This window comes from Nitrosospira sp. Is2 (assembly GCF_033095785.1).
In the GTDB taxonomy this organism is placed as follows: Bacteria; Pseudomonadota; Gammaproteobacteria; order Burkholderiales; family Nitrosomonadaceae; genus Nitrosospira.
In genome coordinates, this window is the sequence record NZ_CP137134.1 from 3032104 (window position 1) to 3054122 (window position 22019).

The following is a 22019-nucleotide window of genomic DNA, read 5'->3' on the forward strand; positions in this document are numbered from 1 at the left end:
GTAGCTCCTTGGAGCGGCAAGGAAAAAAATCTGACCAACCCGACAAGGATCGCGAATGAAAAGGAGCATACTTTTATCAGTAGGTGCAATGGTGTTTGCAACCTCAGCACTCGCCGGCAAAGAAGAGAAAGTGCAATGGGCGGAACTGCCTGCCGCGGTACAGAAAACAATAACGGACAATGCCGAAGGGGGGAAAGTAGAGGAAATTGAGAAGGAAACGAAATCGAAAGACGGTAAAGCGATCACCGTTTATGAAGCTGAAGTGAAAAAACCCGACGGCAAGAAGGTTGAAATCAAAGTGGGGGAAGACGGCAAGCTCATCGAGCTCGAACGGGATTAGCACGAGTGAGCTTTTCCCGGAAATAATACCGTTCAGCGAATCAGATAAAACCAAGACACGTAGAGCATCTATGTACGATCGAGGACGGGGATCCTGCCAGCAGAACCGGTTCGTATGAAGGATTTTCGTATTTGCTTCGTTTTTCGTTTACTGGCCAAGCGCCAAACCATACCCAACATTCCGCATGACAGCAGTACCAGAATGACCCGACATTGAAGCGAAACATCACCACTACCGCTCCGATGACTAGCCCGATCGAGAGCCAATCGGCAGCGCCGGCCCAGCCCTGCAAAAAATACGGCCAGGTTAAAGATGACGCCTACCACAGCCGCCGTTATTGCTTTTAACCGGGCGGTAAATGACAGTTTGCCGTGCTTCGTTTCAATAAAGGGCGCGCCCATAAAAATAAAGATAAAACTGGGCAAAAAGGTAAAGAAGGTGACCACGGTCGCCCCTGTGAAAGCTGAAACAAAGTGGGCCTTCGGCCCCAACACCTGCGTTACCCATCCCCTGACAAACCCTACAAACGTGACGACCATGATGAGCGGACCAAGGGTTGTTTCGCCCACCGCGAGGCCGTCGATCATCTGCTGTGGGGTGAGCCACAGGTAATGCTCTACCGCTCCCTGATAAACGTAGGGCAGGACCGCATAAGCGCCGCCGAAAGCAGCAAGGCGGCTTTGTGAAAAACTAGCCCATCTGAATGAAGGCGCCACTACATCCGTACAAGACCCACAATATTCCTATCGCGACCAGCCATATCACGAGGCCGGCGGCAACGGTTCGCCGCAATGCTGACCAGCTGAACGGTGCATGAGAGGGAATCGGACTTGTGTCGTCAATAAATGCAGGCCGAGAGTGTTCCCTGGATACCTCGTGCGACGTTCCTGTTCGAAATAATGAGGCAGGACACGCCCGCCGCCATATCCGATGAGCCCGGCTGTCAGGATAATTAAGGGGAAGGGTATTTTGAGGATCGTGAGGGCGACAAAAGCGAATGCCGAAATTGACCAGAGCACGTAATTGTTCAGCGTTCTGGAGCCTATGTGGTAGGCAGCGAGGATGACGACGGCGACAATGGCTGGCTTGATGCCATAAAGCGCGCCAGCACCGCCGGGACATGTCCATATTTCAAATAAATCCACGTTAGCGCCACCAGAAGAAAAAATGACGGGAGCACAAAAAGCGCGCCCGCGATGATTTCTCCCCAGTTGCGGTGCATGAGCGAGCCGATATAAGTAGCAAGTTGCTGCGCTTCAGGGCCTGGCAAAACCATGCAAAAATTCAGCGCATGCAGGAAGCGACCTTCAGAAATCCAGCCTTTTTGCTCGACCAGGTTGCGATGCATGATGGCTATCTGCCCGGCGGGGCCGCCGAAACTGATAAAGCCCAGCTTGAGCCAGTAAAGGGATGCCTGGCCGAGAGTAACAGATGAAAGGGTTCCGGTATCTTGCATGTCACGTGCGGCAGTTTTGCAGCGGCCCATCTATGGGTTTTCACACAAAACCCCTGCCGCTATTATTGCTTTTTGATCCTGCTTAAATTAAAGTACGAACGATTATCATTCAGGTGTGGCAACCAAGTAGCTGCACAGACAGAAACAGACATTTTTGAGTTGTCGCTCAGCTTTCACAACGGCAACACCCCTATTTAGCCAGCCAGCCAGCCTGTTCCAGGCAAGCCAGCCAATTCATGTCCGACCTAACGGGAGAGCATTGGCTGTGAAAAATACAATTATAAAAAATAGTACGTCAAGCGTAGCCCTGATTCCAGAGGCGAACCGTCGAGACGGATTTCGAGGCGAAGAGGGCTGCTCCCCGCAGACACGCGATGGCTTTCGGCATTCCTATCTCGCAATGGCCGTGCGCGGCGCGCTTTTTTCCCTTGGATTAGCCGCGATGAGCCTGCCCCATGCCGTCCTGGCCCAGTCGGGCAGTGCGACCAGCGCGACGGTGCAGGCGTACAGCATTCCAGCAGGACCGATGGAAAGCGCTCTTAATGATTTTGTCAGACAAACGGGGTTGAAGTTGTCCTTTGACGCTGCCGAGGTGAAAGGCATTGCCACGCAAGGGGTGACAGGCAATTTTACGGCCCAGGACGGGCTCAGCCGTTTATTGTCCGGCAGTGGCTTGGAAGCGGTTACTGAACCTGGCGGTTACGTTATCAGAAAGCCCACCGTGGCTGGCACCCAACCAGCGGTGTTGCCGGCGGTACAAGTTGCCGCCACCCCCATCACCGGGCCCACGGATGGCTATATGGCCACGAAAAGCTTCAGTGCAACCCGAACCGATACGCCGTTACGTGATGTGCCGCAATCGATCACTGTGGTAACCAAGGATTTGATCCGGGATCAAAACATGTTGAGCATGGGGGACGTGGTGCGCTACGTGCCTGGTGTCGGCATTTCGCAGGGAGAAGGCAACCGGGACGCAGTGATCTTCCGCGGTAACAATTCCACCGGCGATTTTTACGTCGATGGGTTGCGTGACGACGTTCAGTACTTCCGCGATCTTTACAATATTGAACGAGTGGACGTATTGAAGGGTGCCAACGGAATGATTTTCGGGCGTGGCGGTGGCGGCGGCGTCATCAATCGGGTAACCAAAGAGGCTGGCTGGACGCCGATCAACGAAATCGTAGCCCAGTACGGGTCGTTCAGCCAGAAGCGGATCGCCATCGACGTAGGGCGGCCAATCAATGATATCGCCGCGTTTCGCCTCAATGCCATGTACGAGCATTCCCACAGCTACCGTAATGGGGTAGAGATTGAACGCGGGGGCGTCAATCCAACGCTGACGATCAAGCCCACTGCTCAAACCAAGATCGTGTTGAGCGGGGAATACTTTATGGACAACCGCACAGCCGATCGAGGCATACCCTCTTTCGGTACCTCACCCGGGGTTGTCGATTCAGGTCGTCCCGTTAATACCCATTGGTCTACATTTTTCGGCAATCCGGCTAATAGCCCTGCCCGCGTTGACGTATGGGCGTTGAACTCGCTGATCGAGCACGCGTTCGATAACGGTCTGACCGTCCGCAACCGCACGCGCTATGCCAACTACGATAAGTTCTACCAGAACATATATGCGGGAGGGCAAGCGGTTGTTCAAGGTCCTACGCTAGAAGTACCGATCTCGGCTTATAACAACGCAACCCAGCGCGACAATATCTTCAACCAGACCGATTTTCTGTACACGCTGAATACAGGACCCTTGAAGCACGAGCTTCTGGCGGGCGTGGAATATGGACGGCAGGTCACGGATAATTTTCGGAATACCGGTTTTTTTAACAACACGTCCACAAGTACGCCGGTTACTTTTTTAAATCCGATTACGCAGGTTCCCGTTACCTTCAGGCAAAACGCGACCGATGCCAATAACCACGGGGTGGTGGAAGTCGCAGCCGTATATTTGCAGGATCAGATCACCATTCTTCCGCAAGTTAAAGCCGTCCTCGGTATACGGTACGATAATTTCGACTTGAAATTCCGTAACAACCGTACCGGCGACGTGTTCCACACCAACGATAGTCTGGTTTCTCCTAGGGTTGGCTTGATTTACAAGCCGATAGAAGAGGTGTCGATATACGGCAACTACAGCCTGGCTTACGTCCCCCGCGCTGGCGACCAGCTTGCTTCGCTAAACTTGAGCAACGCAACCCTCAAACCGGAGCAATTCACGAACCTGGAGCTGGGCGCGAAGTGGGATATACGCCCTGATCTGGCCCTGACTGCAGCGCTGTACCAACTGGATCGCAGCAACGTAATCGCGCCGGTTCCTAATGATATTACCCGAACAATGCTAGTCGATGGCCAGCGCTCAAGAGGCGCCGAAGTGGGCTTGATGGGTCGCATCACTCCACAGTGGAGCGTGATGGGCGGGTACGCCTACACGGACGCCGAGATCACCCGCGCGATTACGGGCGCGCAAGCCGGATCCGTGGTTGCGCAGGTTCCCAAGCATACCGTCTCGATGTGGAACCGCTACGATTTCACGCCGTTTCTGGGACTAGGGCTGGGGGTCGTTCATCGCAGCAACATGTACGCCGCACTCGACAACACGGTACTACTCCCGGGCTTCACGCGAATGGATGCGGCGATGTTCTTGAGGGTGAGCAAGGTATTGCGGGTGCAGGCCAACATCGAAAATATCGCGAATGTCGACTATATTGCCTCCGCTAACAACAACAACAATATTACGCCAGGCGCCCCTCGCATCTATCGCCTGACAGTAATAGCAAACTTCTAGCCTCGAAAAAATTGCAATAGGAGCCGATTAGAAAGCCTCCGTTTTACCCGAGGCTTTCTCTTATCTGCATCTCCCAATGCGCACAGAGAGCGCCGCTCCCCGGTGCTAAAAGTCATGCCTAGCAACACCTGCTGATTTTGCCGCCATACCGCGCCTCCTGCCGCTCCCGGAAAAACTCCGGATAAGACATGGCCGGACGGTCGGGATGCGCCTTTTTCATATGCTCAAGATAAGTGCTGTATTCCGGCATGCCGACCATCAGGCGGACGCTCTGACCGACGTAACGCACCCCTTGCCTAATCTTCCTCAAAATGTTCCTGCTCTCATCCATCATGTCCTTGACCCCCCCTCAACTGGCAGTAACTCGAATGGCGCTTCCTTCACGCTAGGGTTACGCAAGGCGCGTGCCTGTAGCACTGCGGTGATCCCGAACACCAATATGCTGATCAGCACCAGCATGAACAGGCCCGCCAGCGACGCATTCACGTAATCGTTAAAAATGACCTGCTGCATCTGCTCGATCGACTTGGCGGGCGCCAGGACCTGGCCCTCTGCGATTGCCCCCTTATATTTGTCGGCATGGGCCAGAAAGCCGATACGCGGATTGGCATCGAAAATCTTCTGCCAGGCAGCCGTGAGGGTGCAGACAATGACCCATAAGGCGGGAACGATGGTGATCCAGGCAAAACGGTCGCGCTTCATCTTGAACAGCACGGCCGTGCAAAGAATCAGGGCTACTCCGGCCAGCATCTGGTTGGAAATGCCGAACAAGGGCCAAAGCGTATTGATCCCCCCCAGGGGATCGACGACACCCTGATAGAGAAAATAGCCCCAGCCCGCTACGCAAAGTCCGGTTGCGATCAGGCTCGCGCCCAGCGAGTCGGTACGCTTCATGGAGGGTATGAAGCTGCCCAGCAAATCCTGCAACATGAAGCGCCCGGCGCGCGTCCCCGCATCCACGGCGGTGAGGATGAAAAGCGCCTCAAACAAAATGGCGAAGTGATACCAGAAGGCCATCATCGTTCTGCCCCCCGCAAATTCCGACAGTATGTGTGCCATGCCCACGGCCAGCGTCGGCGCGCCCCCGGTACGGGAGATGATCGTATGTTCCCCCACATCCTTCGCCGTCTGGGTGACCATCTCGGGCGTAAGATAAAAGCCCCATTGCGAGATGGTTTGGGCAGCCGATTCCGGAGTGGTGCCGATGATCGCGGCCGGACTGTTCATCGCGAAGTACACCCCGGGTTCAAGCGTGGAGGCGGCAATAAGCGCCATGATGGCCACGAACGATTCCATCAACATCGCTCCGTAGCCGATGAAGCGGGCATCGCCCTCGTTTCTGATCATCTTTGGAGTGGTGCCGGAGGATATGAGGGAGTGGAATCCGGATATCGCACCGCAGGCAATGGTAATAAACAGGAAGGGAAACAGGCTTCCCGACCAGACCGGTCCCGAACCGTCCACGAACTGCGTGAAGGCAGGCATTTTCAATTCCGGAGAAATGAATATGACACCAATCGCCAAGCCCACAATGGTACCGATCTTAAGGAACGTGGACAAATAATCGCGCGGGGCGAGCAACAACCACACAGGCAGCACGGAGGCAATGAAACCGTACGCAATCAGAAGCCAGGTGAGCTGCTCGCCGGTGAGGGTGAAAAGCGCGGCCAGTTCGGGGATTTCCTGCACGTATTGGCCACCCACGATGGACAGCATCAACAGCACGAAGCCGATCAGTGAAACCTCGCCGATGGCTCCGGGACGAAAGTAACGTGCATACACGCCCATGAAGAGCGCCGTGGGGATGGTTGCGGCAACGGTGAATGTTCCCCAGGGCGACTCGGCCAATGCCTTGACGACGATCAGAGCCAATACCGCCAGAAGGATCAACATGATAAAGAAGGTGCCGAACAAGGCGATCATGCCCGGAATCTGCCCCAGTTCGGATTTGATCAGATCGCCAAGGGAACGCCCGTTGCGACGGGTGGAAATAAATAGAACAGTGAAATCCTGCACCGCGCCTGCAAACACCACGCCCACTAGAAGCCATAACATGCCGGGCATGTAACCCATCTGGGCGGCGAGTATTGGACCCACAAGCGGACCGGCTCCGGCAATTGCAGCGAAATGATGGCCGAACAATACATATTTGTTGGTCGGTACATAATCCAGGCCATCGTTGAACTTGTAAGCCGGGGTCATCCGAGTGGGATCCAGCCTCAATACCCGCCGGGCGATGAACTGACTGTAGAAGCGGTAGGCAATTGTGTAGACGCAGACGGTCGCGATCACGATCCAGATGGCGCCAACGGATTCGCCCTGCTGCAAGGCAATGACAGCGAACGCGAAGGCGCCAGTTGCCGCAAACGCTGCCCAGCCGAGTTTGGCGATCAGACTGCTCATTTTTTCTCCTAACGCAAAGTTTTCTATTGATGCGGTTATCTTTTATTGCAGACCTTCCCCGCTCAGCTTATTCGTAGCGAGTGGTGGCTTACAAACCCTAACGGAATGGCCGGCTGACGAAGGGCGAGCCGGCGAGTCCGAATCGCCAGGGCATATCGACAGCTTTCGAAATGCCGATGCGGGGTCCCGTTACGACCACTGCCGGCTCGGGTAATGGTAAAAGCTGAAATGGTGGCACGTCGATTGCCAAACCGCTGTGTGCCTGCGTGATACCGAGTGCCTGAGACACACGCCCGGGGCCGGAACATAGCAGACGCACATCATCAAGTCCGCGCCTTGCCCGCATGGTATCAAGTCCTGACACCGGTTCGATTGCGCGGATTAAAACGCCAGCCCCATGCCCTTCCGCGCGGCAGACGAAGTTGAGGCACCAATGGATTCCATAGGAGCGGTAGACATATGCGCGGCAGGGCGCCCCAAACATTATCATGTTTCGTTTCGTAGGCCCCGCGAAGCTGTGCGAAGCCGGATCATCATGATCGTAGGCTTCGGTCTCGACAATACGTCCTCCCACCCCATCCACGAGCAATGTCGCGCCGATCAGACGCCGTGCCACCTCGACCGATGGCGCTGAAAAATCTATAAATGGCATCACAGTCCTCATGGCGGCAATATTATACAGAGCACTTGCAAAAACCAAACCACGTCCGCTTGGCCAATCCACGCACGCTGATGGTTCGGCTGAGACCTTAATGTGCTTACCTTACCGGCGTGTATGTGCTACAACGGCACGGGGGATAGGGTTAACACTAATACACATATTCCAGATGCCGCTTAACGTATTTATTCGCTGGAGGGGAAAAGAAGGGGTGTCGGCGCCACTGCTGATGGTCGCGTCAACAATGCTATTTGCAACCATGGGCATGTGTGTAAAATTCGCCGCGGCGGAGTACAGTACGGGTGAGATCGTGTTTTACCGGGGTATGGTTGGCGCAGCAATGATGATCATGCTTACCCGGGCACGCGGCGGTTCGTTTCGCACCTCGATGCCAGCGATGCACTTCTGGAGGAGTCTGGCCGGAGTAAGCGCGTTGGGCCTCTGGTTTTATGCAATTGGAGAGTTGCCGCTTTCTACTGCCTTCACCCTGAATTACATGGCGCCTATCTGGATGGTGGTTTTACTTATCGGAGGTTCTGCATTGCGACGCGGCGTCACGGTGAGCACTCGTCTCATTTGGACCGCGCTTGTGGGTTTCGTGGGCGTGATGTGTATCCTGCAGCCCACTTTGCAAAGTGATCAGTTATGGGGGGCGCTGGCCGGCCTGCTTTCCGGTCTGCTCACCGCGCTGGCTTATATGCAGGTGGCCGCGCTTGGAAGAGCCGGCGAACCGGAAGAGCGCGTTGTATTTTATTTCTCTGTGGGAGGCATCGCCGGAGGGGCGGTGGGGGCGTCACTTTTCAGCGGATGGCATTCGCATACCGTGTCGGGTCTGGGATTGCTGCTGGCCGTAGGTTTGCTGGCGACACTTGCGCAGTTGTTGATGACTCGTGCTTATGCTACCGGCCGCATGCTTGTCAATGGCAGTCTGCAGTACCTGGGCATCGCCTGGTCCTACTTGTATGGCGTTCTGCTGTTCGATGACCCGGTTACAGTAGTGGCGCTGCTAGGCATGGGCTTGATTGCGGTGGCTGGCATCGCCGCGGTGCGGTTGCGCCCAACCGTTCTGGCTGCAAGCCGCATCAGCACGACCCCGTAACGATGACGGCAGCCGGGAAGCTCCGTGACCTTCATGGTGGTACGATGGAAGGTCGTAGGTCATGGCGGCGATTCGACGTTGCCGTGAACCGCCGCATAGACCGAGCTATGCATCAGATCAGTTGGGCCCGATGGGTCCGCCTTGCTCGTCCTTCAGGTCCTTCATCGGTTTTCCTTCTTTATCTCGCGGAAAGTCCGGAACGTGGGACTCCCGGCTTGGCGAAGCTGCATCCTTGTTCCGTTCGTTCCTTTTTTGCTGGTCTACTTGCCCTTGATCCATTCCTGCCTTTCCTTCCTTAAGGCTCTCGCTTTCACTGGGCGTTTTGCCCGCTGAACCACTCTGACCAGCAGAACTGCCACTCTGAGCAGCGTTGCTGCCTTGCCCGGATGAGCTACCGCCATACTGTGCGTGCGCGATTCCTGCCATGCCAAAGATGGCGGCGCTGACCAGAGCTAATGCGGAGGCCATTGAGCGGTTTTTAACTGTAGTAGATTTCATGGCTGTTCCTTTTTGTTGATCCAGCGATATTGCTGTGTTTGAAAGGTTACGTTTTGGTTGCCAATTGTTCAGTGCGCTATCACACCAAGGTCATCCATTGGCCGCGGGGAAGCTGATGCAGCTCCAGCAGATGTCACAACGGCACCGGCAGCGAGGCATGGCTTATAGAAGCTGGCTCGCGATGAGGGACTTGCCATACTCTCCACTGGGCAAGCCCCGCCCGATTAGCGTCGCAACCAGAACGATCAATATCTTCCCTTGATTCGCGGTCCGGTACCGTTCGCGGCATCCTGGTCATACAGATCGACATCCACGCCGCTTTGATACGATCCTCCATACTGGCTGCTACTCGATCTACGAGTGCTATCATCGCGTTGCGATCCGCTTGTGCCATAGCCCGACGTGTTCGAAGAGCCCGTGCCTTGCTGGGAAGAGTCACGACGTTGCTCTTCTTTCATGGGATCACGTTTATCTGAATCATAACCCTGGGCATTGGCCACGCCCGCGGCGCCAAAAATCATTGCTGCGACGATTGGAAAAATTTTCATGAACATTCCTTTTTTTTAATCCAGCGACAGTGCTGTGCCAGTTATGTTAGGGCGCCGTGATCCATCGTTCAGTGCGGTAGCATACGAAACCGCAGAGCGTCGCCAAACGTTTCCACGTCGCGGATTTGCATCCCGGGGTGCCCGGGTTATGCATATATCATCTTCGTAAAGAAGTGAGAAGTGGATAAAAAACAGGGCTTACTACTGACTTCAAGTAAACCAGCCTTCATCGATATGCCAGATCTACTGCGATATAGCGCGTTGGCGGTATTTGCACTGATAGCCGCCGGTGTTAGCCCGGCTCATGCTTTCCGCGTCAGCAAGGACGGCGGACCTAAAATTCAATCGGAGGGTGGCAATTTTGAGCTTGGACTCAATGCACGTGCGCATCTTGACGTGCATTGGTTCAATCAGGACAACGTAGATTCACGTTTTCCGCCGTTCGGCAGCCAAGTATTGGGAGCCGATGAAGGAAGCGGCTTCAACTGGCGCCGCACCTATACCACCTTGACCGGCAGGTTTTATCGCCTGAACTTCAAGTTCGAAAACGATTTTGCCGCAGGCGACTTTCCTCACACACTTCGCGAAACCTGGGTGTCGACCAAACTGGGCTCCGGTCTCGTCACGGTTGGTCAGTTCAAGCCCTACCGCGGCCTGGAAGAATTAACCAGTTCGAACGAGATCACCTTCATGGAGCGCCCCTCGACGTCGTCCACCGGCATATATAACGGGCGACAGTTCCTGATGGGGATGGGCTATAAAAACACGGTTGGGGACAAGTTTGGTTTTGGGGTGGATGTCATGAGCCTGGCCCATGCCGGATTGCCGATCGAGGGCCTGACTTATGGGGGTCGCGTGGTCTGGTTGCCCATCTCGGACGAGAATACGACGATGCATTTCGGGTTTTCCTTCAGCCGGGATCAGGCTAATGCCGGATCGCTTTCCGCGAGTGCGGTTGATATTTATGGCGGGCGTCAGGGAATTCGCAAATCTCTCGGTACCGCAGGCGTGGGCATGGGCTCTCCCGGCAACGCTACGCAAACGACTTTCGCCGCGGAAGCGGCCTATGCAATGGGTCCTGTGACCGTGCAGGGAGAGTATGCGAACGTTCGACTCGACAATACCCATCTGGTGGCAGGAGCGCAAAAAAACTCCACTGTGCAGGCCTATTATGTACAGGCAAGCTGGTTTGTTACGGGTGAGAGGGCACTGTACCGGAAAGACCGCGGGACGTTTGGCAAGCCGAAACCGATCAGTAAGTGGGGCGCGCTTGAGCTGGCCGTTCGGTACGATGTGGCGGAGAACACAACCCAGAGCCTGATTGCGGACCCTTGCCGCACTGCAACATCGAAATGTCAGGTGCAGGTGATCACCTTGGGGGCTAACTGGTATGTTCGGCCCGGTCTACGCTTCATGCTGAATTATTATGTGACTGAAGCATCCATCGGTAATGCGGGTGCGGGCGAAGTAAACCGGAAAGACGAGCCCTACGCGATTTCCTTTCGCACTCAACTGAGCTTTTAACCGGCATTGGAAACGGAGAACATTACTGGCGTGGACAAGAACCGGGACCTTTGCCGCTATCCTCCGGTGCGGCATGGCTACATACGCTCGATATACTCTCCACTATCGGTATTGATCTTGATTTTTTCCCCTTGAAGGACGAAGGGCGGAACCATGACGACAAGACCGGTCTCCATTGTGGCAGGTTTGTAGGAACTGGTGGCAGTGGCACCCTTGAGGTTGGGTTCAGTATCAGTGATGGCCAGCACTACGCTGGCGGGAAGCTGCACGCCAATGGCGCGATCGTTGTGAAAATTGACTTGCACATCAGTATTGGGCAACAGGTATTCATACTGACCTTCAAGAAAGTCCTGCGAAAGGCTCAATTGTTCATAGTTCTCTTTATCCATGAAGATATAATTGTCGCCTTCCTGGTAGAGAAAAGTCATATCGCGTGGTTCGACAAAAGCCCGTTCCACTTTATCTTCTGTACGGATTCGCTGGTTCGTTTTGGTGCCCGCTTCGATATCCTTCATTTCCACTTGCATAAACGCGCCACCGCGGCCGCCCACATGGACGTGATAACATTTCAGCACGCGCCATATGCGTTTCTCCCATTCGATCAGGTTGCCGACGCGGATTTCGGTTGCAAGAACTTTAGCCATTATTTATCCACTGATTCAAGAAACGCGCATTTTACTACAGAATGTTATGGGTATCGCTATGCAAACCAGATTTTCCGTTGACTGCCGCCAGTGCCAACGGCTGGCGGATTTTCTAGACGAGGTGAAGGCGCGCCACCCGGATTACTATGCCCGTCCCGTGCCAGCTTTTGGCGATGCTGCGCCCGAGCTTCTCATTATTGGTCTGGCGCCCGGGATGCACGGCGCGAACCGCACCGGAAGGCCATTCACCGGTGATTTCGCCGGTATATTGTTATATCAAACGCTTTATAAATTCGGGTTTGCGACTCATGAGGGTTCCGCTTCCGCAAACGACAATCTGCAGCTCATGCGTTGCCGCATTACCAACGCGGTTAAATGCCTGCCGCCAGGAAACAAGCCCGAACCGGACGAGATCCGGCAATGCAATCGGTATCTTGCTGAGGAGATTTCCGATTTTACGGCGAGCGGCTCTGCGTTACTTGCTCTTGGCGCGATCGCTCATCAGGCTGTGCTTATGGCGCTGGGACTCAAGCTCAGAAGCTTTCCATTCAGCCATGGCGCCATTCATGCCCTTCCTGCCGGGGGCACGGCTGATGATGCGAGCTCAGCGGGGTTAACGCTATATGACAGCTATCATTGCAGTCGCTACAATACCCAGACGCGGCGTCTGACGACTGACATGTTTGAGCAGGTATTTGAAAAAATTTGCGCCGATTCCGCTTCTCATCAGAACACTGGAGACTAACCGATGCCCTACGTCAACATCCGCATAGCAGGTTCGCTCAGCCGCGAGCAGAAGAAACAGATCGCCAAGGAAATTACCGATACGCTCGAACGCGTGGCACATAAACCCAAATCCTACACCTACATCGCTTTCGATGAGTTGCCGCACGAAAGTTGGGCCATCGCAGGGAAATTACTGGGCGAGGAGGACTGAGTTCGTTGCTGGCAGAGTCTGTTTTCGACCCGAAGCCATTTTGCTCGCGCCTTCCCTCCCAGCCGGGGGTTTATCGCATGATAAATTCGGCGGGGCAGGTGATTTATGTCGGCAAGGCCATCGATCTCAAAAAGCGCGTTTCCTCATATTTTCAGAAAAACGGACTGGGGCCGCGCACGCAATTAATGGTTTCGCAAATTGCGGGCGTCGAAACCACCGTTACCCGTTCCGAAGCGGAGGCATTATTACTCGAAAATAATCTGATTAAAACGCTCACCCCGAAATATAACATCCTGTTTCGGGACGACAAGTCATACCCCTACGTTATCTTGAGTGGCAACCGGTTTCCGAGGCTCGGCTTTTACCGTGGTCCATTGGATAAGAAACATCGATACTTCGGCCCGTTCCCGAGTGCCGGAATGGTCAGGGAAAGCATCCAGCTCCTGCAGAAGGTTTTTCGCATCCGTACGTGCGAGGACAGCGTGTTCAGCAACCGTACACGGCCCTGTCTGCTCTATCAGATCAAGCGTTGCAGCGGTCCGTGCGTGAACCTGATCTCGGAGGAGGCCTATAGCGAAGACGTGCGAGATGCCGAGTTATTTTTGCAGGGCAAGCAGACGGAGGTGCTGGAAAGTCTTACCAGAAAAATGCAGGCGGCAGCGAATTCACAGGAGTATGAGCAGGCCGCGTTGTTTCGTGACCAGATTCAGTCGCTGCGCAGGATTCGTGAGAAACAGTTTGTGGATAGCGGTAAAGCGCTCGATGCGGACGTCGTGGCCGCTGTGGCAGAGAGTGACGCCGGTGGAAGGATATGCGTTAATCTGGCCATGATCAGGGGAGGGCGGCATTTGGGGGACAAGAGTTTTTTTCCTCAGAATGCGGAGGGCTACGACCTCCCCGAGGTCGTAGAGGCTTTTCTCGCCCAGCATTATCTCAATCGCAGCGTACCGAATCTCGTCATCGTCGGGGAAAAAATTCAGCGGGATACGCTTCAGGAGCTGATGGCGGAGCAATCCGGCCATAAGATCGTCATCAATGCCAACCCTATAGGGGACCGGCGCATGTGGCTCGACATGGCGACGGAAAACGCCCGCCTGTCGCTGGAACAGATGCTGAGCCGGCAGGCCAGTCAGGAGGACCGGCTGCAAGCTTTGCAACAGGCGCTGGATATGACAGGGCTTGGGCGCATCGAATGTTTCGATATCAGCCACACGATGGGGGAGGCGACCATTGCATCCTGCGTGGTCTATGACAATTTCGCCATGCGCAACAGCGAATACCGCCGCTACAATATCGCTGGCATAACGCCGGGGGACGACTACGCCGCGATGCGCGATGTGCTCACGCGGCGTTATCAAAAAGTCGCGGAAGGCGAGGGGAGCCTCCCCGACCTGATTTTGATTGACGGGGGCAGGGGACAGGTCAATGCAGCTCATGAGGTGTTGGTCGAGCTTGGGCTGAATGACGCGAATCTGCTGGGCGTGGCGAAAGGCGAAGAACGAAAGCCTGGCATGGAGCAATTGGTTTTCCCGACAAAGGAAAAGCCGTTACAATTGTCAAAGGATCATGCCGGGCTGCATTTGATCCAGCAAATTCGCGATGAGGCCCATCGCTTCGCGATTTACGGTCATCGCGCCAAGCTCGGCAAGTCGCGCACCAGCTCTACCCTTGAACAGATCGCGGGTATCGGCGCCAAGCGCCGTCAAAGCCTTCTGCAAAGGTTCGGTGGCCTCAAAGGCGTACTTACGGCGAGCATTGACGAATTGCAGCAAGTGGATGGTATCAGCCGAGCGCTCGCGGAAAAAATTTACCGGGAGCTGCATTGAGTGATTCCCAGGCATGTGGCCTCGCTAGCCTCAAGCGTACGCAAAGTTATGCAGCCAATCTTCATGCCAGTTCAGTAGCCAGTCTCGCACTCGATCCCGGTGTCCGGGCGCTGAGGTGCGGCGATATTGGCATCCACAGTTGATATGCGAGAATCTTTGGATATGATGATGTGCTGTAACGAGGCAAGTTCAGCAGGCAATCAGAAGCGAAAGCCCGGAAGATGGAGTTATCCGCCCGTATCCTCGCTGGCATAGCCTGACTCTTATGCCTTTTAACCTTCCCAACATCCTTACCTGGATGCGTATCCTGGCAATCCCGCTGTTCGTAGGAATTTTTTATTTCCCACCGACCTGGCTTTCTCCGTCCAATCAGAACCTGATCGCCACCGTTATTTTCACCGGCGCGGCCATTACCGACTGGTTGGACGGTTACCTGGCAAGAGTACTTCGGCAGACCTCAGCTTTTGGCGCCTTTCTCGACCCGGTGGCGGATAAACTGATGGTGGCGGCGGCGTTGATCGTGCTTGTTTATTTGAGCAGGCTGGATGCGCTTATCGCGTTCATCATCATTGGGCGCGAGATCACGATTTCAGCCCTGCGCGAATGGATGGCTCAGATCGGCAAGGGTAAAAGTATGGCTGTTTCATTTTTAGGCAAGCTGAAAACGGTATCGCAGATGGCCGCGATCCCGCTGCTCTTGTATCACGAAAAAATAGGCGACAGCTTCAACCCGCAGGAAGTAGGGACGTGGCTGATTTATCTCGCGGCGGTACTGACGCTTTGGTCGATGGCTTACTATCTCAAGGTGGCCATTCCCCAGGCATTGAAACACGGCTGACAGGTTTAAACGTTTGCCTGAACTTTGTAAGCATTCTGGATATAAATTGCCATAACAGTTGCAGGGGGTCCCGGGGTTCCGCAGGCGTCTTTCTTGACAAAGATACCAGCATCCTTATAATGCCGGGATTGTATTTCGCGGGAATAGCTCAGTGGTAGAGCACAACCTTGCCAAGGTTGGGGTCGCGAGTTCGAGCCTCGTTTCCCGCTCCAGTTACAGGGAAAATGGATCCTTTCGCATAAGGCCATCGTATGAAACACATGCGCCTTTGCTGAAATCCGTTTTCCCTTTTTAGTTTTCAGTTTCGCGATTGCACTGCAACGGTGCAACCAGCCCATAGGGTTGTCGCAGCAATGGCGGGGTGGCAGAGTGGTTATGCAGCGGCCTGCAAAGCCGTGGACGCCGGTTCGATTCCGACCCCCGCCTCCATATAACGATCCAACTAAATCCGAGAATATCCTTAAGCCCGCGTAATTGCGGGCTTTTTATAGACGCGTTTGTCCAGTAAGGGGTAGCTCCGGCTTTAATAGGGGTAACTCTTCGGGGTAACTCCTAATTCGATACCGATGCGATAACCTTCAGCGCATAGATCATCCTCGGTACCGAGCAGGGATAACGACGATCCGCTGCCCAATAGTTGTATCCATCAGCGCCAGGGTAAATGTGGATGGTCGATGCACCTCCGCTTTGTCTTTTGGAACGCCTAATGCTTCGAGGTCATTAACCATCCATTCCTCGTGACCCGCCTCCTCGTGCATATATTCTTACCGGAAGTAACGAATTGCCAATATTTGTCCAGCATGCGGCTGGCTCCCGCTGCGCAAACCGGATTGAAATGCCAGACAATGTGGTACAGATCGAGAAAAAGCCTGCCGTCACGTTCAACGGACATACCATTGGCTACGGCATCGAGCCCGACAGGATTTAGTTCAAAGCCTCGCCTTTCTTCATCGGTATTCGTAACCAGTTCTAAAAAGGGTTGCGTAGTATTCCCGATTAATTGTAGGGCGGATTGCCGCCCTGTATCATGAAGGGGGCGCCACAACTCAATGCGGTGTACCGGACTTTGCGGATGGGAACATGGGGCAATAAACGCCGCAAACATTTCTGAAAGAGGTGGGAGAGCTTAAACTTTAGTATGGTCTGATGTGGTTGTATCAGCTTTAAATCGAAATTGCCACATCGTTACTGTTCTTGAGATGAAGGTGTGTTTTACTCATAATGGGTCAGGTAAGCAAATAGGAATGCCGGTCTTATATTTCCGGCTTTACTTGGAATTGCGATCAGAGCTTTTCATATTCCACCCGCTATCGCATTACTATCAAGCTTCAAACAGCTGCGTTAGGGGCAGCGGTTCCAATTACTAAATGTCGCTCACGCTACTAATCTAAAAACAATTTTGCCTGCTTCGCTGGCCATTGCCGCAGTCAGTCCGTGCATCTGCTTTAGCGTCTGATTACTGGAGCCCAGCGCCGAATCTCCAATTCACCACTTGACCCCTAGCCTGCGAACTCACTCGCCATGCGTGCGCACCATATCATCCGTTTGTTCAAACCGCTGTCCTTGGTTGCACTACTTGCCGTCTTCATCGCGGGCTGCAGCAAAGGGGGAAAGCCGCCTGACGCTGCTGCGCCAGTGCCGGAGGTCAGCGTGGCGACGGTCGTGTCGAAACGGGTGTATCAATGGGATGAGTTCACCGGCCGTATTGCGGCAATCGACACGGTCGAGCTGCGAGCGCGGGTCTCGGGCTACATTGATCGTATCGCATTCAAGGAAGGCGACGAGGTCAAGGTCGGCGACCTCTTGTTCGTGATCGATCCGCGCCCATATCGCATCGCGCTCGACAGCGCACAGGCGCAACTCGAACGCGCACATTCGTCGGCCCAGTTTGCCCATTTGCAGGAAAGACGGGCACAACCGCTAATCGAGGATCAGGCGATCTCGCGCCAGGAATACGATCAGCGCACAACCAATTTAACCCAGGGTAATGCCGATGTGCGCGCGGCTGAGGCCGCCGTTGCCAGCGCCCGCCTCAATCTAGATTTCACCCAGGTGCGCTCGCCGATCACAGGACGCATCGGCCGCGCGCTGCTGACTGTCGGCAACCTGGCGCAGGCCGACGAGAGTGTGCTGACAACAGTGGTTTCGCAGGATCCGGTTTACGTCTATTTCCAGCCTGATGAGCAAACCTATCTGCGCTATGCGGAACTCGCGCGCAAGGGTGAACGTCCCGGCTCGGCGAATCCGGTGCGCGTCGGCCTCGCCAGTGATACCGGCTATCCTTACACCGGCACCGTGAACTTTGTCAGCAACCAGGTCGATCCCGCGACCGGCACGATCAGCGCGCGCGCAGTGGTGCCCAATCCCGACCGTGTGTTCACACCCGGCCTGTATGCGCGTGTGCAGCTTCAGGGCAGTGGTGAATTCGCCGCGATCCTGATCGACGACAAGGCGGTCATGACCGACCAGGATCGCAAATACGTCTACGTGCTCGGCCTGGAGAACAAGGCGACGCGCAAGGACATCACGCTCGGTGGCGTAATCGATGGTCTGCGCATCGTAAAGTCCGGACTCGAGCCGAATGACAAAGTCATCGTGGCCGGTTTACAGAAAATCCTCTTTCCCGGCGCACCGGTGAAGCCAAATGAAGTGCCGATGGCTGCACCGCCGGCGGCCGCCGGGACGAGGTGAGAAGACGCAGCAATGGACTTCTCCAAATTCTTTATCGACCGGCCAATCTTCGCGGCCGTGCTGTCGATCGTTATCTTCGTTGCTGGCCTGATCGCGATTCCGTTGCTGCCTATCAGCGAATACCCGAACGTGGTGCCGCCGACGGTGATCGTGCGGGCGACCTATCCGGGCGCCAATCCCAAAGTGATCGCGGAAACCGTATCGACGCCCCTTGAGGAGCAGATCAATGGTGTCGAGAACATGATGTACATGAAGTCGGTTGCCGGCACGGACGGGGTGCTGCAGATGACGATCACCTTCCGCCCGGGGGTCGATCCCGATGCCGCCCAGGTGCAGGTGCAGAATCGTGTCAGCCAGGCTCTGTCGCGCCTGCCCGCCGATGTGGTCAGGCTCGGCGTGACCACGCAGAAGCAATCGCCGAGCTTTCTGGTCCTGATCACCCTGATCTCGCCGGACAGAAAATATGATGCGCTTTATCTGCGCAACTACGCCAATATCAAGGTCAAGGACCAACTCGCACGCCTGTCCGGCGTGGGTCAGGTTCAGCTGTTCGGCGGCGGCGACTACGCGATGCGCATCTGGCTAGATCCGAACAAGGTCGCCGTCCGCAACCTGACCGCCGGCGATGTGATGCTCGCCGTGCAGGAGCAGAACATCCAGGTCTCGGCCGGTCAGCTGGGTGCCGAACCGATGAAAGGTGGTAGCGATTTCCTGATCCCGATCAATGCGCAAGGCCGCCTGCGCACAGTCGAGGAATTCGGCAATATCGTGCTCAAGACAGGAGTGAACGGTGAAATCGTGCGTCTGGCCGATGTCGCGCGCATCGAACTTGGCGGAGCCGACTATACCCTGCGCGGCGAACTCGATAACCAGGATGCGGGAGTCATTGGCGTGTTCCAGGCACCAGGTGCCAATTCCCTCATAGTGCGCGACGAGGTGATCGCGAAAATGGACGAACTGGCCAGACAGTTTCCGCCCGGCATGACGTGGCGATCGGACTATGACACTACAATCTTCGTGCGCGACTCAATCGACGCAGTGGTGCACACGCTGCTGGAAGCCGTGCTGCTGGTTGTCTTCGTCGTGATTCTGTTTCTGCAGACTTGGCGCGCCTCGATTATTCCATTGATCGCGGTGCCGGTCTCAGTGGTCGGCACATTCGCTGCGCTCTACGTGCTCGGCTTCTCGATCAATACACTGACCCTGTTCGGCCTCGTGCTCGCGATCGGAATCGTTGTCGATGACGCGATCGTCGTGGTCGAGAACGTTGAGCGCAACATCGAGGAGGGCCGCACGCCGCTCGAAGCCGCGCATCAGGCCATGAAGGAGGTTTCGGGCCCGATCGTCGCGATCGCACTCGTGCTTTGCGCGGTATTCGTGCCGATGGCGTTCCTAACCGGCGTGACCGGCCAGTTTTATAGGCAATTCGCCGTGACGATCGCGATCTCGACAGTAATCTCGGCGGTCAACTCGCTGACCTTGTCTCCAGCGCTCGCAGCCAAACTGCTCCGTTCGCACGGCGCGCCGAAGGATGCGCTCGCACGCGGCATCGACCGCACCTTCGGTTGGTTATTCGGTCCGTTCAATCGTTTCTTCAAAGCCAGTTCTGACAAGTATCACAGCTCGGTGGCGCGTATCCTGAAGCGTCGCGGCAGCGTGTTCGCGGTCTATGCGCTGTTGTTGGTCGGCACCGGCCTGATGTTCAATATTGTGCCGCGTGGTTTCATCCCGACGCAGGACAAGCTCTATCTGATCGCCGGCGTGAAGCTGCCGGAGGGCGCCTCCCTCGAGCGTACCGACAAGGTCTTGAAAAAGGTGGTCGAAATCGCAAAGAACACAGAGGGCGTTGCCAATGTGCCGGGGATGATCGGTTTGAATCCAACGCAGTTCACCAACACGCCGAACTACGGTGTGGCCTTCCCCATCCTGAAACCTTTCAGCGAGCGCCGCCGCAGCGCGAAGGAAATCGCCGACGAGATCCAGGAAAAAATTTCCCGCATCGAGGAAGGCATGGCCTTCATCCTGATGCCGCCGCCGATCGAGGGCATCGGCACGGGTGCCGGTTATTCGCTGTTTGTCGAGGATCGCACCGGTCTTGGCTACGGAGCGCTGCAGAGCGCAGTCGGCGCTCTGCAAGCTGCGGTGATGCAAGACCCAGCCATGGGCTTCCCTTTTTCGGGCTACCAGTCCAATGTGCCGCAGCTCGATGTCGACGTCGATCGCATGAAAGCCAAGGCACAAGGCGTGGCTCTCACCGACGTGTTTGGCACACTGCAGGTCTATCTCGGCTCGGCCTACGTCAACGACTTCAACCTGTTCGGCCGCACCTGGCGCGTTTATGCGCAGGGCGACGGGCCCTTCCGCAGGACGGTCGAGGACATCATCAATCTGAAGACGCGCAACGCGCGCGGCGAGATGGTGCCGATCGGTTCGGTGGTAAAGATCCATGAGAGCTTCGGTCCTGATCCTGTATTGCGCTACAACGGCTATCCGGCCGCCGACTTCATCGGCGAAGCTGATCCAAAGCTGTTATCCTCGGCGCAAGCGATGAGCAGGATCGCGGAACTCGCCGGCTCCGTGCTTCCGAGCGGCATGAGCTTCGAGTGGACGGACTTGAGCTTCCAGCAAGCCACGCAGGGCAACGCGGCGCTGCTCGTGTTTCCAGTCGCAATCCTGCTGGCCTTCCTCGTGCTCGCCGCGCTGTACGAAAGCTGGGTGCTGCCGCTCGCGGTGATCTTGATTGTGCCGATGTGCATGCTCTCGGCGCTGGCGGGCGTAAAGCTCTTCGGCGGGGACAACAATACCTTTGTGCAGGTAGGCTTGGTGGTGCTGATGGGACTCGCATGCAAGAATGCAATTTTAATCGTTGAATTCGCGCGTGAATTGGAGTTTCAGGGCAAGGGTATCGTCGAGGCCGCGCTCGAAGCCTGCCGCCTGCGCCTGCGTCCAATCGTGATGACCTCGGTTGCGTTCATCGCCGGTACCATCCCGCTTGTTCTCTCGCAGGGGGCTGGGGCCGAAGTGCGCTCCGCTACCGGCATCACCGTGTTCGCCGGCATGATTGGCGTAACCCTGTTCGGCCTGTTCCTGACGCCCGTGTTCTACGTTGGCCTGCGCTTGTTGACAGGACGCAAGCTCGCTCAATACGGCACAGCTCGTTGAAGGTACAGAAATACAGGGCGCGCATAGATTGAGGGTTACACGTCTGATCTTTGCAGCACAACGTAAAAAACCTTTACATCGCGCGTGGACCTCATTGGGTACAATGACGCTCCAATCATCCTATCCAGATCGAATCTGCGATGCATTCCCTCTTTTGTTTATCACAACACCACAACATCATAACTCGAACATGCTGTTTTAGCATGAAGGGGCTCTAAGCATTTCGCGAGTGGTGCTGCGCATCGAGCGTGTTTTTCTTACCACCCGAGTTCGTATTGCCGAGATGTACCCTCTCATTCGTCTATACAGTAGAGTCGAGTTGCTGTACCCCGCAGTGCTAGCTTGGCTTTAAGCGTTGGCAGGGCTGATAACCCAGCTGATGGGCATTCATGGGCCCTCTCTGATCAATGGAGAATCATGGACGCAATTCGAGAGTGCGCTAACCTCGAGTGCTTGCGGCAGGTTTGGCTCCACTCCTTTATCCCTGCGCGGCAAGCAACGAAAAGCCCCTTGGCCTAAAAACCAAGGGGCTTTGCTTTCAAATGCTACTAGAAGCCCTACGGTGTCGCTGCTTGAACACCGCCTTAATCAATAGGCGCTTCCA

General features: G+C 55.4%; 19 protein-coding genes, 2 tRNA genes and 1 pseudogene. 14 read left to right on the forward strand and 8 right to left on the reverse strand.

The features are described from left to right. Nucleotides 1–55: 55 nt before the first annotated feature. On the forward strand, nt 56–340 hold the full coding sequence (locus R5L00_RS13320) for a hypothetical protein (RefSeq protein WP_317652261.1): 285 nt from the start codon (nt 56–58) through the stop codon (nt 338–340). 68 nt (nt 341–408) lie between these two features. Here the strand turns inward: R5L00_RS13320 and R5L00_RS13325 are convergent, their stop codons facing one another. Continuing rightward, nucleotides 409–1056 carry a chromate transporter gene (locus R5L00_RS13325; protein ID WP_317652263.1) on the reverse strand — a complete coding sequence of 216 codons (648 nt, stop codon included), beginning with the start codon at nt 1054–1056 and terminating at the stop codon, nt 409–411. A gap of 45 nt (nt 1057–1101) precedes the next feature. After that, nucleotides 1102–1826: pseudogene (locus R5L00_RS15950) on the reverse strand (chromate transporter). 235 nt (nt 1827–2061) lie between these two features. On the opposite strand from R5L00_RS15950, the gene R5L00_RS13335 reads away from it, so the two are divergent. Next, nucleotides 2062–4587 (forward strand): TonB-dependent siderophore receptor, encoded by a 2526-nt coding sequence (locus tag R5L00_RS13335; RefSeq protein ID WP_317652267.1) that lies wholly within the window; start codon nt 2062–2064, stop codon nt 4585–4587. A 118-nt stretch (nt 4588–4705) separates the two neighbouring features. On the opposite strand, the gene R5L00_RS13340 is transcribed toward R5L00_RS13335, so the two are convergent. The 3 genes from R5L00_RS13340 to R5L00_RS13350 all read right to left on the reverse strand — a co-directional run bounded on the left by R5L00_RS13340 (nt 4706) and on the right by R5L00_RS13350 (nt 7642). Beyond that, the gene (locus R5L00_RS13340; RefSeq protein ID WP_258192617.1) at nt 4706–4918 is read right to left on the reverse strand and encodes a YbdD/YjiX family protein; all 213 of its coding nucleotides are present in this window, start codon (nt 4916–4918) and stop codon (nt 4706–4708) included. Next, the gene (locus R5L00_RS13345; RefSeq protein ID WP_317652269.1) at nt 4918–6990 is read right to left on the reverse strand and encodes a carbon starvation CstA family protein; all 2073 of its coding nucleotides are present in this window, start codon (nt 6988–6990) and stop codon (nt 4918–4920) included. Before R5L00_RS13345 ends, R5L00_RS13340 begins: the two co-directional genes overlap by 1 nt. A 97-nt stretch (nt 6991–7087) precedes the next feature. After that, the gene (locus R5L00_RS13350; RefSeq protein WP_258192600.1) at nt 7088–7642 is read right to left on the reverse strand and encodes a DNA-3-methyladenine glycosylase; all 555 of its coding nucleotides are present in this window, start codon (nt 7640–7642) and stop codon (nt 7088–7090) included. A 217-nt stretch (nt 7643–7859) separates the two neighbouring features. Here R5L00_RS13350 and R5L00_RS13355 point away from each other — a divergent pair, with 217 nt between their 5' ends. Beyond that, the gene (locus R5L00_RS13355) at nt 7860–8747 is read left to right on the forward strand and encodes a DMT family transporter (RefSeq protein WP_317652273.1); all 888 of its coding nucleotides are present in this window, start codon (nt 7860–7862) and stop codon (nt 8745–8747) included. A gap of 117 nt (nt 8748–8864) precedes the next feature. Here the strand turns inward: R5L00_RS13355 and R5L00_RS13360 are convergent, their stop codons facing one another. Together R5L00_RS13360 and R5L00_RS13365 are read right to left on the reverse strand one after the other, a co-directional pair. Further along, complete coding sequence (locus R5L00_RS13360; protein WP_107693268.1) at nt 8865–9245, reverse strand: hypothetical protein; 381 nt, start codon at nt 9243–9245, stop codon at nt 8865–8867. 245 nt (nt 9246–9490) lie between these two features. After that, nucleotides 9491–9793, reverse strand: a complete 303-nt coding sequence (locus tag R5L00_RS13365; protein WP_317652276.1) for a hypothetical protein — start codon at nt 9791–9793, stop codon at nt 9491–9493. A 180-nt stretch (nt 9794–9973) separates the two neighbouring features. On the opposite strand from R5L00_RS13365, the gene R5L00_RS13370 reads away from it, so the two are divergent. Beyond that, nucleotides 9974–11317 carry an OprO/OprP family phosphate-selective porin gene (locus R5L00_RS13370; RefSeq protein WP_317652278.1) on the forward strand — a complete coding sequence of 448 codons (1344 nt, stop codon included), beginning with the start codon at nt 9974–9976 and terminating at the stop codon, nt 11315–11317. 77 nt (nt 11318–11394) lie between these two features. On the opposite strand, the gene efp is transcribed toward R5L00_RS13370, so the two are convergent. Next, nucleotides 11395–11961: an elongation factor P gene (gene efp / locus R5L00_RS13375; RefSeq protein WP_107693265.1), complete on the reverse strand. Its 567-nt coding sequence runs from the start codon at nt 11959–11961 to the stop codon at nt 11395–11397. Nucleotides 11962–12019: 58 nt separating this feature from the next. Between efp and R5L00_RS13380 the strand changes: the two genes are divergently transcribed. The 10 genes from R5L00_RS13380 (at nt 12020) to R5L00_RS13425 (ending at nt 21415) form a co-directional block, all read left to right on the forward strand. Next, nucleotides 12020–12706 (forward strand): uracil-DNA glycosylase, encoded by a 687-nt coding sequence (locus R5L00_RS13380; RefSeq protein ID WP_317652280.1) that lies wholly within the window; start codon nt 12020–12022, stop codon nt 12704–12706. Between the two features lie 3 nt (nt 12707–12709). Beyond that, nucleotides 12710–12898, forward strand: coding sequence for a tautomerase family protein (locus R5L00_RS13385; RefSeq protein ID WP_107693264.1), 189 nt, complete (start codon nt 12710–12712; stop codon nt 12896–12898). 8 nt (nt 12899–12906) lie between these two features. Next, on the forward strand, nt 12907–14724 hold the full coding sequence (uvrC, locus tag R5L00_RS13390; protein ID WP_411555624.1) for an excinuclease ABC subunit UvrC: 1818 nt from the start codon (nt 12907–12909) through the stop codon (nt 14722–14724). Then, on the forward strand, nt 14721–14867 hold the full coding sequence (locus R5L00_RS13395; protein ID WP_317652285.1) for a hypothetical protein: 147 nt from the start codon (nt 14721–14723) through the stop codon (nt 14865–14867). Before uvrC ends, R5L00_RS13395 begins: the two co-directional genes overlap by 4 nt. A 122-nt stretch (nt 14868–14989) precedes the next feature. Continuing rightward, entirely contained in the window at nt 14990–15562 is a 573-nt protein-coding gene (gene pgsA, locus R5L00_RS13400) for a CDP-diacylglycerol--glycerol-3-phosphate 3-phosphatidyltransferase (RefSeq protein WP_107693262.1), read from the forward strand. Between the two features lie 137 nt (nt 15563–15699). Next, nucleotides 15700–15774, forward strand: a tRNA-Gly gene (locus R5L00_RS13405). A gap of 143 nt (nt 15775–15917) precedes the next feature. Next, nucleotides 15918–15991: transfer RNA gene (locus R5L00_RS13410), tRNA-Cys, on the forward strand. Between the two features lie 352 nt (nt 15992–16343). Further along, nucleotides 16344–16490, forward strand: coding sequence for a hypothetical protein (locus R5L00_RS13415; protein ID WP_317652287.1), 147 nt, complete (start codon nt 16344–16346; stop codon nt 16488–16490). A 593-nt stretch (nt 16491–17083) separates the two neighbouring features. Next, on the forward strand, nt 17084–18253 hold the full coding sequence (locus R5L00_RS13420; protein ID WP_317652289.1) for an efflux RND transporter periplasmic adaptor subunit: 1170 nt from the start codon (nt 17084–17086) through the stop codon (nt 18251–18253). 12 nt (nt 18254–18265) lie between these two features. Continuing rightward, a complete protein-coding gene (locus R5L00_RS13425; protein ID WP_317652291.1) occupies nt 18266–21415 on the forward strand; it encodes a multidrug efflux RND transporter permease subunit in 3150 nt (1049 codons plus the stop codon). Nucleotides 21416–22019: the final 604 nt, after the last annotated feature.

Coding starts and splice junctions, on each gene's coding strand:
- R5L00_RS13320 (WP_317652261.1), top strand. CDS start 56: ATGAAAAGGAGCATACTTTTATCAGTAGGTGCAATGGTGTTTGCAACC.
- R5L00_RS13340 (WP_258192617.1), bottom strand. CDS start 4,918: ATGGATGAGAGCAGGAACATTTTGAGGAAGATTAGGCAAGGGGTGCGT.
- R5L00_RS13345 (WP_317652269.1), bottom strand. CDS start 6,990: ATGAGCAGTCTGATCGCCAAACTCGGCTGGGCAGCGTTTGCGGCAACT.
- R5L00_RS13350 (WP_258192600.1), bottom strand. CDS start 7,642: ATGCCATTTATAGATTTTTCAGCGCCATCGGTCGAGGTGGCACGGCGT.
- R5L00_RS13360 (WP_107693268.1), bottom strand. CDS start 9,245: ATGAAATCTACTACAGTTAAAAACCGCTCAATGGCCTCCGCATTAGCT.
- R5L00_RS13365 (WP_317652276.1), bottom strand. CDS start 9,793: ATGAAAATTTTTCCAATCGTCGCAGCAATGATTTTTGGCGCCGCGGGC.
- efp (WP_107693265.1), bottom strand. CDS start 11,961: ATGGCTAAAGTTCTTGCAACCGAAATCCGCGTCGGCAACCTGATCGAA.
- R5L00_RS13380 (WP_317652280.1), top strand. CDS start 12,020: ATGCAAACCAGATTTTCCGTTGACTGCCGCCAGTGCCAACGGCTGGCG.
- R5L00_RS13385 (WP_107693264.1), top strand. CDS start 12,710: ATGCCCTACGTCAACATCCGCATAGCAGGTTCGCTCAGCCGCGAGCAG.
- pgsA (WP_107693262.1), top strand. CDS start 14,990: ATGCCTTTTAACCTTCCCAACATCCTTACCTGGATGCGTATCCTGGCA.
- R5L00_RS13420 (WP_317652289.1), top strand. CDS start 17,084: ATGCGTGCGCACCATATCATCCGTTTGTTCAAACCGCTGTCCTTGGTT.
- R5L00_RS13425 (WP_317652291.1), top strand. CDS start 18,266: ATGGACTTCTCCAAATTCTTTATCGACCGGCCAATCTTCGCGGCCGTG.